Source organism: Arthrobacter sp. MA-N2 (assembly GCF_000517125.1).
Lineage (GTDB): Bacteria > Actinomycetota > Actinomycetes > Actinomycetales > Micrococcaceae > Arthrobacter > Arthrobacter methylotrophus.
The window spans coordinates 111061-125578 of sequence record NZ_KI912156.1 but is presented as its reverse complement, the minus strand read 5'-3'; the positions used below and the strand labels follow the sequence as shown (position 1 = coordinate 125578).

13 protein-coding genes and 1 tRNA gene are annotated in these 14518 nt (G+C 64.0%); 3 read left to right on the top strand and 11 right to left on the bottom strand.

From position 1 onward, the window contains the following. Nucleotides 1-17: 17 nt before the first annotated feature. Nucleotides 18-872: a LysR substrate-binding domain-containing protein gene (locus tag A3M3_RS0118780; protein ID WP_028267631.1), complete on the bottom strand. Its 855-nt coding sequence runs from the start codon at nucleotides 870-872 to the stop codon at nucleotides 18-20. Nucleotides 873-1014: 142 nt separating this feature from the next. Between A3M3_RS0118780 and A3M3_RS0118775 the strand changes: the two genes are divergently transcribed. Continuing rightward, nucleotides 1015-2409: an MFS transporter gene (locus A3M3_RS0118775; protein WP_028267630.1), complete on the top strand. Its 1395-nt coding sequence runs from the start codon at nucleotides 1015-1017 to the stop codon at nucleotides 2407-2409. Between the two features lie 65 nt (nucleotides 2410-2474). On the opposite strand, the gene A3M3_RS0118770 is transcribed toward A3M3_RS0118775, so the two are convergent. The 3 genes from A3M3_RS0118770 to A3M3_RS0118765 all read right to left on the bottom strand — a co-directional run bounded on the left by A3M3_RS0118770 (nucleotide 2475) and on the right by A3M3_RS0118765 (nucleotide 3942). Beyond that, on the bottom strand, nucleotides 2475-3629 hold the full coding sequence (locus tag A3M3_RS0118770) for a N(5)-(carboxyethyl)ornithine synthase (protein ID WP_028267629.1): 1155 nt from the start codon (nucleotides 3627-3629) through the stop codon (nucleotides 2475-2477). Continuing rightward, complete coding sequence (locus A3M3_RS29325; RefSeq protein WP_269317335.1) at nucleotides 3626-3760, bottom strand: hypothetical protein; 135 nt, start codon at nucleotides 3758-3760, stop codon at nucleotides 3626-3628. Before A3M3_RS29325 ends, A3M3_RS0118770 begins: the two co-directional genes overlap by 4 nt. A gap of 108 nt (nucleotides 3761-3868) precedes the next feature. Next, nucleotides 3869-3942, bottom strand: a tRNA-Gly gene (locus tag A3M3_RS0118765). Nucleotides 3943-4227: 285 nt separating this feature from the next. Here A3M3_RS0118765 and A3M3_RS0118755 point away from each other — a divergent pair. Then, nucleotides 4228-4674 (top strand): SRPBCC family protein, encoded by a 447-nt coding sequence (locus A3M3_RS0118755; protein WP_028267628.1) that lies wholly within the window; start codon nucleotides 4228-4230, stop codon nucleotides 4672-4674. Between the two features lie 4 nt (nucleotides 4675-4678). On the opposite strand, the gene A3M3_RS0118750 is transcribed toward A3M3_RS0118755, so the two are convergent. Further along, nucleotides 4679-6484 carry a CAP domain-containing protein gene (locus A3M3_RS0118750; RefSeq protein WP_231497362.1) on the bottom strand — a complete coding sequence of 602 codons (1806 nt, stop codon included), beginning with the start codon at nucleotides 6482-6484 and terminating at the stop codon, nucleotides 4679-4681. A gap of 141 nt (nucleotides 6485-6625) precedes the next feature. Between A3M3_RS0118750 and dcd the strand changes: the two genes are divergently transcribed. After that, the gene (dcd, locus tag A3M3_RS0118745; protein WP_028267626.1) at nucleotides 6626-7201 is read left to right on the top strand and encodes a dCTP deaminase; all 576 of its coding nucleotides are present in this window, start codon (nucleotides 6626-6628) and stop codon (nucleotides 7199-7201) included. A 52-nt stretch (nucleotides 7202-7253) separates the two neighbouring features. On the opposite strand, the gene A3M3_RS0118740 is transcribed toward dcd, so the two are convergent. From A3M3_RS0118740 to A3M3_RS0118715, 6 genes are all read right to left on the bottom strand, one after another. Continuing rightward, nucleotides 7254-8195: a hypothetical protein gene (locus A3M3_RS0118740; protein ID WP_028267625.1), complete on the bottom strand. Its 942-nt coding sequence runs from the start codon at nucleotides 8193-8195 to the stop codon at nucleotides 7254-7256. Nucleotides 8196-8322: 127 nt separating this feature from the next. After that, the gene (locus A3M3_RS0118735; RefSeq protein ID WP_028267624.1) at nucleotides 8323-9528 is read right to left on the bottom strand and encodes a cation:proton antiporter; all 1206 of its coding nucleotides are present in this window, start codon (nucleotides 9526-9528) and stop codon (nucleotides 8323-8325) included. 5 nt (nucleotides 9529-9533) lie between these two features. Beyond that, nucleotides 9534-10016: a cation:proton antiporter regulatory subunit gene (locus A3M3_RS0118730; RefSeq protein WP_028267623.1), complete on the bottom strand. Its 483-nt coding sequence runs from the start codon at nucleotides 10014-10016 to the stop codon at nucleotides 9534-9536. A gap of 92 nt (nucleotides 10017-10108) precedes the next feature. Then, nucleotides 10109-11626 carry a glycoside hydrolase family 3 protein gene (locus A3M3_RS0118725; RefSeq protein WP_028267622.1) on the bottom strand — a complete coding sequence of 506 codons (1518 nt, stop codon included), beginning with the start codon at nucleotides 11624-11626 and terminating at the stop codon, nucleotides 10109-10111. A gap of 65 nt (nucleotides 11627-11691) precedes the next feature. Next, nucleotides 11692-12891: an ROK family protein gene (locus tag A3M3_RS0118720; protein ID WP_051423390.1), complete on the bottom strand. Its 1200-nt coding sequence runs from the start codon at nucleotides 12889-12891 to the stop codon at nucleotides 11692-11694. A 118-nt stretch (nucleotides 12892-13009) separates the two neighbouring features. Next, a complete protein-coding gene (locus A3M3_RS0118715; RefSeq protein WP_028267620.1) occupies nucleotides 13010-14413 on the bottom strand; it encodes an MFS transporter in 1404 nt (467 codons plus the stop codon). Nucleotides 14414-14518 lie beyond the last annotated feature (105 nt).

Genomic DNA, 14518 nt, shown 5'->3' with positions numbered 1-14518 from the left:
ATGCACGGGAACCGAAGCTACGCCTGCTTGTTGAGCGTTCTCCCGATGATCGCCTGCGTCAACGCCTCCACGACCTCGGAGTTTGCCAACGGGTTGCGGATGAGGGTGAAGTCGACATCGCCCACGGGCGGTAGGTCAAAGCGCCGCGTGATCACAGTGAGGTCCTCTGGAACCAGCGACGACGGCATGACTGCGACGCCAATGCCTGCCCTTACCGCTGCCAGGACGCCCGCGATCTGCCTCGTGGAGCACGTGACACGCCAGGTCCGGCCCATGGCCTCGAGTGCATCGATGGCCAGTTTGCGGCTGACGCTCGGTGCCGGGTAGCAGATCAGCGGCACCGGGCTGGCCGGGTCCAAGACGGTCTGTTCGACGCCGACCCAAGCGAACTTGTCATGCCGAACCACCGTGCCGTCCTGGGCTTCGCCCACCCACTTCACGAACACGAGGTCGAGCTGGCCGGCATTGACGCGTTTATAAAGCTGGTCGCTCTGGCTGACCGTGAGCTCGAGGTTGATCTGGGGATACAGTTGCCGGAACTCGCGCAGGATCCGCGGCAGTCCGGTGATGGCGAGATCGTCGGCCGTTCCGAATCGCAGCCGGCCGCGCATCGCAGATCCGGAGAAATACCTCGCTGCGGAATCGTGGGCGGCCAGGATGTTCCGGGCAAACCCAGCCATGGCGTCGCCATTGTCCGTCAGTCGAACATCGCGGGTGTCGCGCGCTACGAGCGCCCGTTTGGCCGCAGTCTCCAGCTTTCTCACGTGTTGGCTCACGGTGGGCTGGGCCAGGCCGAGGCGTTCGGCTGCCTTGGTAAAACTCAAAGTCTCGGCCACGGCCAGGAAAGACCGCAGCTGCACGGGTTCGAACACGGGGCTCCTTGAAATCGGTACGTTCAAGGAAGTGTATTGCATTTCGCAATGCTAGTTATACAGCCAATTCACTTCCATAATCATGGCGGCAAACAATAGCGTTAGAGGCATCCCAGCGAAACCGTCTATCCAAGGACTACTTTTGGCACCCCCACCGCCCTCAGCGGCAAACGTCAGCCAACCCTCCGTCGATTCACTTGCCGCAAGCCCCATTTCAGGCGCTGACGGCCTGGATGCCACCACCCAGCCGATCGCCTTAGTGAGCGAACGACTGCCTTGGCGGCACACCTTCATTTCCCTCAAAGTACCCAACTTCCGGATTTTCGCCATGGGCCATTTCGTGGCCGTGATCGCCCTCTGGATGCAAAGGATCGCCCAGGACTGGCTGGTACTCCAGCTCTCCGGTTCCGTCACCGCCGTCGGAATAACCGTGGCGCTGCAGTTCACGCCATCCCTGTTCCTGGGCCCGTGGGGCGGCATGATGGCCGATCGCTTCCCCAAGCGACGCATCCTGATCCTGTGCCAGAGCGTGGCGGCCTGCCTCGCAGCCGTCCTCGCCATCCTGGCACTGAGCCACCACATCGAAGTGTGGCATGTCTACATGATCGCGTTTGTCCTGGGCCTCGTGACTGTCCTGGACCAGCCTGCCCGGCAGGTCTTCGTCAATGAGCTCGTGGGACCGAAATACTTGCGCAACGCGATCAGCGTCAACTCGACCATCTTCCAGCTGGGCGGCTTGATTGGTCCTGCCCTCGCTGGGCTGCTGTTGACGGCAGTCGGCGCCGGCTGGGCCTTCGCAGCGAATGCGGTCGCCTGCTGTTCCACGGTCACCATGCTGATCATGCTCCGCAAGAACGAACTTTATGTCAGCACGCCCGTGCCAAAACGCAAGGGAATGCTGCAGGAAGGCCTGCGATACGCCCTCAGCAAACCCACCATCTACTGGCCGTGGCTCATGGCGGGCTTTGTGGCGGTCTTCGCGATGAGCCTGCCCGTGCTGTTGGCCGCTTTCGCGGACCACATCTACCACGCGGGCGCCGGTGGCTACGGCTTGCTGAACGCCATGGTTGCCCTGGGCGCGCTCGCCGGAGCCATCACTTCGGCCCGCCGCCGCCAATTGCGTTTGCGTTCAGTAGTGCTGTGCGCCGGGATGTACGGCTTGATGCTGTGCCTGGCGGCGTTGGCACCGTCCATGGTCTGGCTCTCCGCCGCCATGGTTCTCTCCGGATTCTGGTGCCTTATGTTCCTGACCGCCGCCAACCAGCTGGTCCAGGTCAGCGCCAACGTGAGCATCCGCGGCCGCGTCATGAGCCTCTACATCATGGTGCTCATTGGCGGCCAAGCCATCGGTGGACCCACGATGGGCTGGCTTGCGGAGAACCTGAACCCGCATGCAGCGCTCTTGGTGTCAGGCGGGGTTCCCGCGCTCGCGGCGGCGACAGTCGCCGTCGTGCTCGCCCGGAGGTCGGAGTTGCGGCTCAAAGTGAACGTCAGGGATCGACGCCGGTTGGTACGGATCGTCGCCCAGTCGGCGTAGCGCCGCCTGCCGGACAGCCGGGCGCCTGGCTGGGCGCCCGGCTGTCCGCGAGCTAAACCAGACCCCTAAGCCGCAAGATGCGGATATTCCGCCGCGCGTCCTTGGAACTGCAGCACGTCCGGGTTGCGGATGGTGCCGTCGCGGATCTCGATGGCACGGGAAATCGTCTCGTTGGCGTCCCAGGCCTCCGGACCCGAAATGACGGTCTCGAGGAACGGCAGGAGCGCTTCGCTGATCTCCCAGCTGGACGAATTCCACAGGTAGGACGGGCTGTGGTCCACGGCGTAGTAGTTGATGTGGTCGCCCACCGTGAACATGGGCTCCGCGAACGTCGTGGTCCGAGCCCAACTGAAGCCCATGCCTTCGTCGCACGAGACGTCAACGATCAAGCTGCCAGGCTCGAATGCGTCAAGGTCCTCGGTCCGCAGATATGTCAGCGGCGAATTCGGGTCCTGCAGCGTGCAGTTGACCACAATGTCGGCGGTGGCAAGGAACGGAGCCAGCGGCAGGCGTCCGCGATCGGTAATGACTTCGCTCAGGAACGGGGCGTTCTGGTCGTGATCGAACTGCACTATCCGCACCGAGTGGATGGGGGAACCGACCGCCGCGACACCGCGGTTGGTCAGCACCTGGACATCGTGAATGCCGTGCGCGTTCAGGGCGGTGACAGCGCCTCGCGCCGTGGCGCCGAAACCGATCACGACGGCGCTGAGCCGCCTGCCGTAATCACCCGTCGAACCCGTCAGGGCAAGGGCGTGGATGACGGAGCAGTAGCCTGCAAGCTCGTTGTTCTTGTGGAAAACATGAAGCCCGAAGCCGCCATCGCTGGCCCAGTGGTTCATTGCCTCGAAGGCAATCAAAGTCAGCTTCTTGTCAATGGCGAGCTGGGTGATGGCGCGGTCCTGGACACAATGGGGCCAACCCCAGAGAACCTGTCCGTCGCGGAGTTCGGCCAGGTCTTCCGGCTGCGGCTTGGGCAGCAGGATGACATCCGAAGTCGAGATCAGCTCTTCACGACTCGCCATGCCACCCACCAAGGGTTCCAGTTGGCTGTCCGAAAAGCCGAAGCGCTCGCCGTAGCCGCGCTCGAGCCGGATGCGCTGCCGGACTTCCGGAGCAACGCGCTCCAGATGCAGGGGATGGACAGGAAGCCGGCGCTCGTCCGGCTTCCGCGATGACGACATGATGCCGAGGGTCATGGCGCCTCTATGGCCGCTCATTTCTTGTTTCCGGTTGCCGGTTTGGCCACCGTGGTTGCGGGGGACTCTGAAGCCCTCTTATCCGCACGCTTTTCTTTGATGGATTTACCGGATTTTTTCGATGCAGCTTGGCGAGGTGATTTGTCAGCCATGATCGCTCCCTAGAGCAGAGCCGAAATGGCTCCTAGCTCCTGACGATACACCCAGACGCTTGGACGCCTTCTATCGTGATAATTCCCCAGACTGGGGAAGGAAGAAAATGGAGCGGGCGACGGGAATCGAACCCGCGTATCGAGCTTGGGAAGCTAGCGCTCTACCATTGAGCTACGCCCGCAATGCCCCGCCATGCTGCCGGAGCAGATCCAGCTTAGCGCAGATGGGGCGGTGTTCCAGACACAGACTCGCCGGTGGGCGGCACCGTTCCGCACCGCTGCGGCGGATGGTGGGGCGGCCGCGGGTATCACGGTCTCGTCAATTTCCCTGCGGTCCTCGTAAAGATTCGGTTAAGGCTCGACGCGGGTGTGTTGTGCTGCGCCGCGCGTGATTATTCTGTAGCAGTTAGCGGCTGCGTCATGGGGAACCCGGCTATATCTATGGGCCTACGCCGAAAGAGGATTCCGTGGCATTTGCAGAGCATGAAGTACTGATTGGTCGCGACGCCATGACCGTCTACAAATTCCTGGTGGACGGCCTGAACAATTCGTTGTGGCGGAGGGGAATCCGCAGCATTTCCCTACGTTCCGGACACGCCGGCGAAAAGGGTGCCGTCTACCAGCAGACTTTGACGGGCCCCGGTGGGCGGCCGATTGCGGCTGACTTCCAGATCACCGAGGCACGGCCCGGCGCTGAAGTGCGTTTCGCCGTCGTCGCGGGTCCTGCGCGCCCCACCGGTGGCTACTATCTCAGCACCGAGGGTCCAAATACGCGGGTGCGGTTTGCGCTGGAATTGCATCCGAAGGGCTTGCAGAAACTGATGAATAACATGATCCAGAAGACCATGGAGGACGAGGTAATCCAGCTAGAGCAGCTGAAGACGGTCATTGAGGAGCAGCCACCGGGAGCTTAGCCAACTATTGGGCGAGCTTGAGACCGCCCAATCCGGTGACCGGAGTGCTCGGCGTCGTGAGGCGTCCACTGCTCAAATCCCAGTATTCAACCGCTCCGTTGCTCAACAGTCCCGCGACGCCCGTGGAGTTGAGGCCAGTGACGCCCTGGAGCGAGCGCAATCCGGAATAGTCCGTCCAGCCGGTTCCCACGACAAGCCGGGCTTCCGACTTCGGAGTAGTGAGCCCGGAGCCGCGGTAGAGGCGCAGGTTCCCGTTCGCTTCCACCGCCAGCAGGTCCTGGAAGCCGTCGGCGTCGTAGTCCACCATGCTCAGTCGGATCGCGCTGACGCCTGATCCCACTTGGGTCCGTCCGAGCAAGGCGGTAAGTCCCAGGTTCCGGTACAGGTAAAGCGCGCCAGTGGAATCGGTGGCCAGGATCTGCGGGAGCCTGTTGTTCCCGCACCAAGTTCCCACGGCCATGGTCATCGATTGCCAGCCCGATGACCCCAACAGCACCGGGGCTTTGAATCCTCCACTGACAACCCCGGGGTAGAGCAGGAGCCTACCGTCCAGCATTTGGACGAGGACGTCGATCACGCCGTCGCGGTCCCAGTCAGTGGTCATGACTTCTTTCGCCCCCGTGAAACCGGACCCTACAGTCCGGGCGGGACCGAACGTGCCGTTGCCGAGTGCCGGATAGTCCCTCAGATTGCCTGTTGGGTCGACGGCGACGAGGTCACCGGCGCTGCGGATGGCTGCCGCGTTGAGGTTCAGCGTGGGTGGCTGTTGCTTCGCGATGGGATCGCAGACGCTCGGGGGCGGAAGCTGGGGAGGGGCAGTGCCCGCGCCAGGACTGTTGACGGTACCGGCGGGGAGCGTCGTGTAACCGAAGAGATTGACCACGCCCCACATGGTGTAGCTGTTGGGGGTGGTCAGGTAGTTGCCATCCGTGAAGGTGATCCCGATGCCGATCACGTTGAACCGGGGATCCCGGAGCAAAGCATCGTGGGCGGGCGAACCTTTCCACCATTCGACCAATTGGGCGGCATTCCGGTCCCAGCGGACGGCGATGACTTCGCCTGCGCCGTTGCTGGGGTTCAGTGCCCGGGGATCGGTCCAGAAATTGCTGCGGTGTTCGATCACTTCGCGGCTGGCGATGTTGTTGGACCAATCCTGCGAAAGGGTGGAGACCGTGGGGTTGTACTTCACCGGGTTCAAGCCCAGGGAGGTCCGGTAAGCGTTGATGGCGTTGAAGACGGCCAGCACCTGGGCGGAGTTGTCGTCATTGACCAGTGCCTGGATGGAAACCTTTGGCACCGCCGCTGGGGAAGTCTTCGTGGGTGCAGGAGCGGGATCGAGTGGGAGGCCATCCGATGCCGAGCCTCCCGGGAGCGTATCCGGTCCGGACGCGGGCGGGATCGAGGGGAGCGGAGGCGGACCGTCCACCGCTTGGGGCGAGGTGGCATTGCCGGGCACGACGGCGGGGCTTGCTATCGCGGGCGGGTTCGCCGCTTCGATTGATGCGGTGGTGCCCACTTCGCTGGGAGCGGCGACGGCCGGGGTGTTGCTGCCGACGGGGGTGTTGCTGCCGACCGGGCCGGCCGCTGGTGACCCCGGCGCAGGTGCGGCCTGCGGAAGGCCGGATCCCGACGGCGGCGCGGAAGCCGGCGTCGAACTTTCGTCATGCGGGGTGGAGCTTGAGCTGGCAGGCGCGGCCGGGGCGGCAATTCCCGCGAGCGGAACAGAGGCGATCAGCGGACCGGAGGCAGGGGCCATCACCGTCAGTAGGCACGCCACCACCACGGCGACGGACACCGCAATTCGTCTCAATGTTTCCCCAGATTCGCTTTTTGCCGCCGTTTCCATACAAGACCAAGACCGAGCGATAACGGCAGTCTATGTGGTGCACTATAGTCCCATGGGCCACTCCTGCACCACAGGGTATACGGCGCATGCGGTACTTTTGATCCTGTGCTGATCTCTGACCGCGACATACGTGCCGAAATCGACTCCCGACGTATCGTCCTGGAGCCCTACGACCCCGCGATGGTTCAGCCGTCCTCCGTGGACGTGAGGATTGACCGCTTCTTCCGGTTGTTCGACAACCACAAGTACGCGCACATCGATCCCTCCGAGGAGCAGCCTGAGCTGACCCGCCTGGTTGAGGTCGAAGGTGACGAACCCTTCATTCTGCACCCGGGCGAGTTCGTGCTCGGTTCCACGTATGAGACGGTTAGCCTGCCGGACGACGTCGCCGCGCGGCTTGAGGGAAAGTCCTCGCTGGGGCGCCTCGGCTTGCTGACGCACTCCACGGCCGGCTTTATCGACCCCGGATTCTCCGGCCACGTGACTTTGGAACTGTCCAATGTGGCCACGTTGCCCATCAAGCTGTGGCCTGGCATGAAGATCGGCCAGTTGTGCTTTTTCCGGCTCTCCTCGGCAGCTGAACACCCTTACGGTTCCGGCGGTTACGGCAGCCGTTACCAAGGTCAGCGCGGTCCCACTGCGAGCCGCAGCCACCTCAACTTCCACCGGACGGCGATCTAGCGTGTCGAGGCGTGAGATCTCGGCCTTTTGCGTGGATGGAAAGGCCAAGATCTCACGCCTCGCTGGACCACCCTCCGCGGCCAAGGGCATCGCGAACGCGGCGTACCACCCCGTCGAATCCCCATGCCTTCACGTGCCGCGCCGTAATGGTCACCGAGGTCCAGCCGATCGCGGCGATCGATTCGTCACGGCGGATGTCGGACTCCTTTTGGGTAGCAGTCAGGTGATGGCTGCCGTCGTAATTGACGGCCACTTTGTACCGCGGAAAGGCCAAATCCGGCCACGCCAGCTCCCAGCCGGTTGAATCCTGGACAACAAACCGCAATTCAGGTTCCGGCAGTCCGTGCCGGCAGATGGCAAGCCGGAGCTTGGTTTCCGGTACCGAGTCGGCTCCGACCCTCGCGAGCTCCAATGCCAACCGGGCGTTCCTACGGCCGCGGATTCCGGGGTTTTCCTTGACTTGCCTCCGCAAGTCGGTGAGCGAACACAGGGCGGCACGGTTGGCGCCGAAACTTCGTGACTGACAGCAGATGAAGTAGTCGGCCGCGGCGACGAGATCGTCCAGGGGAAGCAGCGCCGCCAATTCCAGCCATGTCCTGGCCGCACTGGTGATGGGGATGCCGTCGATGGTCCCCCGGTCTGCGGCCTTCAACGGCACACGGCGCCCCACGACCCCCTTGCGAACGGGTCGATTCCCGCCGTCCCATCGCAACAGATGCACCAAGGGTTGGCGTTCGAGTTCAAAGGGAAGGGGACAGCGCCAAAGGATTGCCGCCGTCGGGCCACAACACACAGTCCCTGGTGAGATGCCGGTCAGAAGCCGTGCAGTGTGGGAGAGCTCCTGGACTTTGCCCCAAGGAACACGGACTCCGCGGCTCGCCACTCGAAGGTCCTTGGTCCATGCCCGGCTATCCGAAACCCCGGCAGCGCGTTGCTCGGCGAGGGTGAACGAGCGCCCCCGGAGAGACTCGGGAAGGGGGCTGGGGTTTCGCATGGATCAATTCTTGGCACAGCACCGGTGCCTCGACCGGCTTATCCACAGTGGGGAGGAAGAGTGACTCACCTACCGCGAATCGAGGCGTGAGATCTCGGCCGTTCACGCGCGCGAAAAGGCCGAGATCTCACGCCTCAAGGGACGCGATTGGCTCGGATGCCTTCCGTTTGCGAGGGGACTTGCGGAAGGCCTTGACCGCAGGCTCCACGAAACGGGCTGCGAGCGGTCCGATGATGGCCATGAGCAGGACGTAAGCCGTGGCAAGGGCGGCCAGCTCGCGCGGGACCGCTCCCGAGGTGACGGCCAGGCCTGCAATGACAATGGAGAACTCGCCGCGCGCAATCAGGGCCGCTCCCGCGCGGAAACGGCCCGGCACGGCAATCCCTGCCCGCTTGGCCGCCCAGAATCCGGTCAGCAACTTGGTCACAGCGGTCACGAAAGCCAAGAGGAGCGCCCAGCCCAGCACCGGAGGAATACTGGTCGGGTCCGTATTGAGGCCGAAGGCCACGAAGAAAATAGCCGCGAAGAGATCCCGCAGCGGCTCAAGAATCCGCGTCGCGTTGTGGGCCGTTGCCCCCGAAATGGCAATGCCCAGCATAAACGCGCCCACGGCGGCGGAGACTTGCAGGGCGGACGCTATGCCGGCCACCAAGAGTGCGGCCCCGAGGAGATTGAGCAGGAAGACCTCAGAGTTTTCGCTGTGCACGGCCCGGGATACCCGATGGCCGTGTTTGAGGGCCACCACCAGCACCAGGGTCACCACGGCCAAGGCGATACCCACCGTTTGGAGTCCGCCCAGGAAGCCCACACCTGCGAGGATCGCGGTGAGGATAGGAAGATAGACGGCCATGGTGAGGTCCTCGAACACCAGGATGGCCAGCACCACCGGCGTTTCGCGGTTACCGATCCGGCCCAGATCCGTGATCACCTTCGCGGCAATCCCCGAGGAAGAAATATAGGTGATGCCACCCATGACAATCGCGCCCACGAGTCCCCAACCGAGCCACACCGCGATGCCCGCCCCCGGAAGGAAGTTCAAAACCAGGTCCAACACGCCTGCTTGCCACGAGCGCCGCAGGCCTGTGACCAGCTCCGCGGCCGTATATTCCAAACCAAGCATCAACAGAAGCAGGATGACGCCGATTTCGCCGGAAAGGTGGGCAAACTCGTGCATCCCATCGAGCTTGATCAGGCCACCGGCCCCGAATCCCAGTCCGCCCACAAGATAGAGCGGAATGGGGGACATGCCGATCCTGCCGGCCAAACGGGCCAAGAGGCCGAGACAAAAGACGACTGCGCCCAACTCAATGAGGGTCAGGGCCAAGGGGTCCATGAACGTCAGCCGTTGCGCAGAATGGCAGCCGCAGAGTCAAGACCTTCCTGCGTACCGACAGCCACCAGCAGATCACCCGTGTGAAGGACGACGTCGGGTGCCGGTGAGGGAACCACTTCGCCTTCCCGCATGATCGCCACGATCGAAACACCGCTGCGGGTGCGGATCTGGGCTTTGCCCATGGGCTGGTTGTTAAAGGGGGAGTCCGCGGCAATGGAGAACTGCCGCGTAGCAATGCCGGGGATTTCCTTGTGGGCTTCGGCCAAACGCATGGCGATGTGCTGCCCACCCAGGAGGTTGCCCAAGGCGGCGGCTTCGTCTGCAGTCAACGGGATGGAGGCCTGGCAGGTATCGGGATCGTCCCACGTTGAGACGAAAAGCTCGGTTTCGCCTTCCCGCATCTCGACAACACCGATCCGGCGTCCCGAAGCCGTGATGAAATCCTTGCGGACTCCAAGGCCTGGAAGTTCTGTCTCATCCACGTTCATAAGTCCACCCTAGCTCTCTTGGAGGGGCGGCGGAATGACGCCGCTCGCTGCCCGCGTCCAGAGCCGCCTGCACCGCCTCCCAGGTCAAAGCGCTAGTCCGCGTTCCCTTTCAGCAATGCCGTCAGGGCCTGGGAGACCGCGAGCGACGCGCCGTAGGTGACGATGTCCGCTCCACCGCGCGGCCAGCCGCACTCGACAGCGATCACGGCGTGCCCTTCCGCCCTCAAGCGGGCGAAGACGGTCCACAATGGGTGATCGGCGTCCAGGCCGCGTCCGACGACGGCGACCCGCACGCCGTCGGGCACCTCGCCTTCGCTGACCACTGCTTCAGTCGTGGCTGCCGGTCCCCAGGGCACGCGGCCGACGGCGAAATTGGCCCCCGTTTCAACCTGCACGATAGCCATGGGTTCCTCCCGCGCAAGCCATTTTTCGGCAGCTTCGGAAACGTCGAAGGCTTCGGCGATGCGCCCGCGGTCGAGCGCCTTCGGGCCGCTAGGAACACCGGCACCCTGGAGCGCTAACCCCGGCTGGCTCCCGAAGGCGGCCGCCTGGATTTCGACCGCCCCCGCGGCGGGGAAACGCAATGACAGCGCGGCAGTGCGCGCGGCCGCGTCCGCTAGGCGCTCGACGGGCAGGCGGCCTTCCTCAACGGCACTGGCGATCGCGGTGAGAGTCTGTTGGAAGAGGCCCGGACTTGTCTCCGAGCCCAGGCACAGCAGATCCGCTCCGGCCATCAGGGCACGAACGGCAGCTTCCGGTACGCCGGTCTGGGCCGATGCGCCGGCCATGTCCAGGGCGTCCGTGATGATGACGCCGTCGAATCCCATGCTGCGGCGAAGCAGGTCCTGCAGGATGCGCGAGGAGAAGGAGGCAGGACGATCCAGGTCCAGGGCTTCCACCAAAATGTGGCTGGTCATCACCGTTGCGCCGCCGGCTGCGACGAGCGCACGGAAGGGGACCAACTCGCGCGCATCGAGCATGGCGGCGGTGGCCGTGACACGGGGGAGTGCGAGGTGCGAATCGATGGCGGTGTCGCCATGGCCGGGGAAATGCTTGGCACAGGAGGCCACGCCGGCGTCTTCGAGCCCCCGGATCCAGGCGGCCGTGTGCCGGGCCACCAAGTCCGGTTCGGCTCCAAAGCTGCGCACGCCGATCACGGGATTGTTCGGGGCGGAATTTACGTCCGCATCCGGAGCCAGGTTCAAATTGATGCCCAGGCTTGCGAGCTCGTGTCCGATGGCGCTTGCGCTGGCGGCAGTCAGTTTGACGTCGTCCAAACGTCCCAGTACCGCATTCCCGGGCTGCGTTGATCCCTTGAGGTAGTGCAGCCGGGTGACGTCGCCCCCTTCCTCGTCGACGGCGATGAGCGTGTTCGGGGAATGTGCGCGCAGCCCGGCGCAGAGCTCGCGCAACTGGACTGGGGACGCCACGTTGGTGCCGTACAGGCACACAGCCGCAAGTCCGGCGTCGTATGCTTCCAGGATCCAGACGGGGACGGCGATTCCGGTGAATCCGGGCATGAGGGTTCCTGCCGCCAGGCGGCGGAGTTCGTCCGTGCGCGCGGGCCCGGCGGCAAAGGACTGGGTGGCGGGGGACTGAATGGTGTCCATGTCCGGCTCCTTGGGAGGGATGCTTAGCAGGGTAGTCAGGGATGGAAACGGCGCAAGCGCGGCATTTAGGCCACACCTAGCTGGTTCCACAGGACCATCACGGCAGCGCCGCGGAGGACGATGTCCTGCGCGTCTGCCGCGAGGCGCACGGACACCGGCGAGGGGTCCTGGTGCAGTAGCCGTTCGAGCAGGGTGTGCTGGACAGCGTCGAGAAGCGGGCCGTCCAAGAGCTTCCGGGGTCCACTGAGGACCACTTCCGCCAAATCGAGGGCTCCCACCACGGGGGCGAGGGCTATGGCGAGCCGTTCCCCGGCTTCCCGGAGCACACTCGCCTCCCGGAGTGCGACGCCGGCCGCGGCCTCAGGTTCGGAGCTCGCCGCTGCTTCGGCCAAGGCCAGTTCCAGTCTGGGGACGGACATCCAGGTTTCGAGGCAGCCCTTCTTACCGCATTTGCACATGGTCCCGCCGTCGGTGCCGACCGTGACGTGGCCGATTTCGCCCGCCGCGGAGTGGGCGCCCCGGGCACGCCTGCCTCCCACGATGAGTCCGGAACCGACGCCGCGGCCGATTTTCACGAGGATCATGTCGTCGCTGCCGCCGCCGAAGGTGTAGTCCGCGTGGACGGCGGCGTCGGCGTCATTGGAGACGAGGGTCGGCAGGCCGGTGTGTTCCTGGATCAGCTCGCGGAGGGCGACGTCCTTCCATTCGAAGTTCGGGGCCGTGGTGACGAGGCCGTCCGCGTTGACGATGCCGGGGGTTCCGACCCCGATCCCCAACAGCGTGGCGGTGGCCCGTCCGACTGCTTCGGAAGCGAGTTCAAGGACTTTGTTGACCACGTCCTGCCCGGTTTCCAATGCAATGGCGCTTTCCACGCGGTCGAGGATGTTGCCGTCCAGGTCGAGGACCGCAGCGCGGACCACGGAATTTTCTGCCAGGTCCATGCCGATCACCTGGAGCCCTTGGCGGTTGAGGTCCACCAGGATGGCCGGTTTGCCGGGCCGGACTTCATCCGACCGTCCCAGTTCCACCACGTGTCCGCGTTCGAGGAGGTCCGAGACGAGGTCCGAAACAGTGACGCGGGTCAGGCCCAGGGTCCGTGAGAGGTTCGCCCGGCTCATCGCACCCGCTGAGTGGAGAGTCTGGCGGACCAGGGAGAGGTTGTGGGCGCGCCCATCGGAAGGCAGGGTCGCTGTGCTTGTTCTATCGTTGCGGTGCCGGTCGTTGCGGGGACGGTCGGTGCGGTGCCGGTCACGGAGGGCGTCCATGAGAGTTAGTAAACTCTACTAACAATCAAAACGCAAGGTCTTCGGTTCCCGAGATCGTGCCGCCAAGCCGGCGGTCACGACTTGAATGGGGCGGGCCCGGAATCGGCAAGGCCTGCCCTCAGCGCTCCGGAACGACGGCGATTTCCGTCTTGTTGGGCGATTTGACCGGCAGGATCACCAGCAGGCCGGCCAGGAGCACCACCATGATGCCCAGAATCCCCCAGCGCTGGGCCTCGCCGGAGGCGACGAGGGGCGTCGCCACAGTGATGCATAAGGTAAAGAGCGCCGGTGCGAGGAAGCTCACTGCCCGGCCAGTGGTGGCGTAAAGCCCGAATAGTTCGCCGGATTCGCCGTCGGGCGCCAGTCGCGCAAGATAGGCCCGGGACGAAGCCTGGGCCGGTCCGACGAAGAGGCAAAGGAACAAACCGAAGACCCAGAAAGTGGTGGCTCGTGCCCAGTGGGTCCCGAAGAACACATAGTCGCCGTTGCCCAGCACGAGGATCGTAGTGCCAGCCACCAGAAGTCCCAGCAGGGATATGACGATGACGGCTTTGGGGCCGATTCTGTCATCCAGAAGCCCGCCGATGATAGCGCCGACGGCAGCCACTACGTTGCCGAAAATCGCGAAGAAGATGACTTCCTTGAGCTCGAACCCGAAGGTCCCTGCAGCGATGACCCCGCCGAACGTGAAGACCGCCGCCAGACCGTCTCGAAAGATGGCGCTCGCGAGGAGGAAATAGATGGTGTGCGGGCTGGTGGCATAGATGGCCTTGATCCTGCGGATGAGCAGACCGTAAGAAGCCAGGAACCCGAGCCGGGGCCCCGGCTTCTTGACGGACAGTTCAGGGACCGCGAGGAGGACCGGCAGCGCAAAGATCGAGAACCAGAGGGCGGAGAAGACGGCCACCAGCCTGATATTGAGGCCGTCCTGGGTAGAGGCCCCGAACCACTCAACGGAGGGCTGGACGAACAGCTGCAACACCGCGAGCAGCGCCACGATCCCGCCCAAATACCCCATCCCCCAGCCGAAGCCACTCACTTTACCGATGTTGGCAGGAGTGGAGATCTGGGCCAGCATGGCGTTGTAATTGACCCCCGCGAACTCGAAGAACACATTGCCGAGGGCAATCAACGAAACGCCCAAAAGCAAGAACTCGGGCTTGGGGAAAACAAAGAAGCACGAGCCGGTGAGGACCGCGACAAGTGCGGTATTGACCCCTAGCCACAGCTTGCGGCGGCCACCGGAGTCGGAACGCTGCCCCGTGACCGGCGCCAGCACGGCAATTGCGACGCCGGCGATCGCCAACGCGGCACCCAACACCGCCGATGCGGAGTCTTCCCCGCCAAACGCCTTGGATGTCAGGTAGACAGTGAACACGAACGTGGTCATGACGGCGTTGAATGCCGCGGAACCCCAGTCCCAGGACGCCCACGCAAGGATCTGCCCCTTGTTCGATAGGGCAGGCCCTGAAGCAAGCTCGGATGCCGGGTGCGGGGCCTCAGGCGCAGATGCCATGTTCATGGAGTGAATGGTAACCGCCCGAAGTGACACTCTTGGGACGCCCGGGCAGCCGGCACCGCATCCTAGCCCCCTACACCATGGAGGCAGACATTGTTTGTCACATGC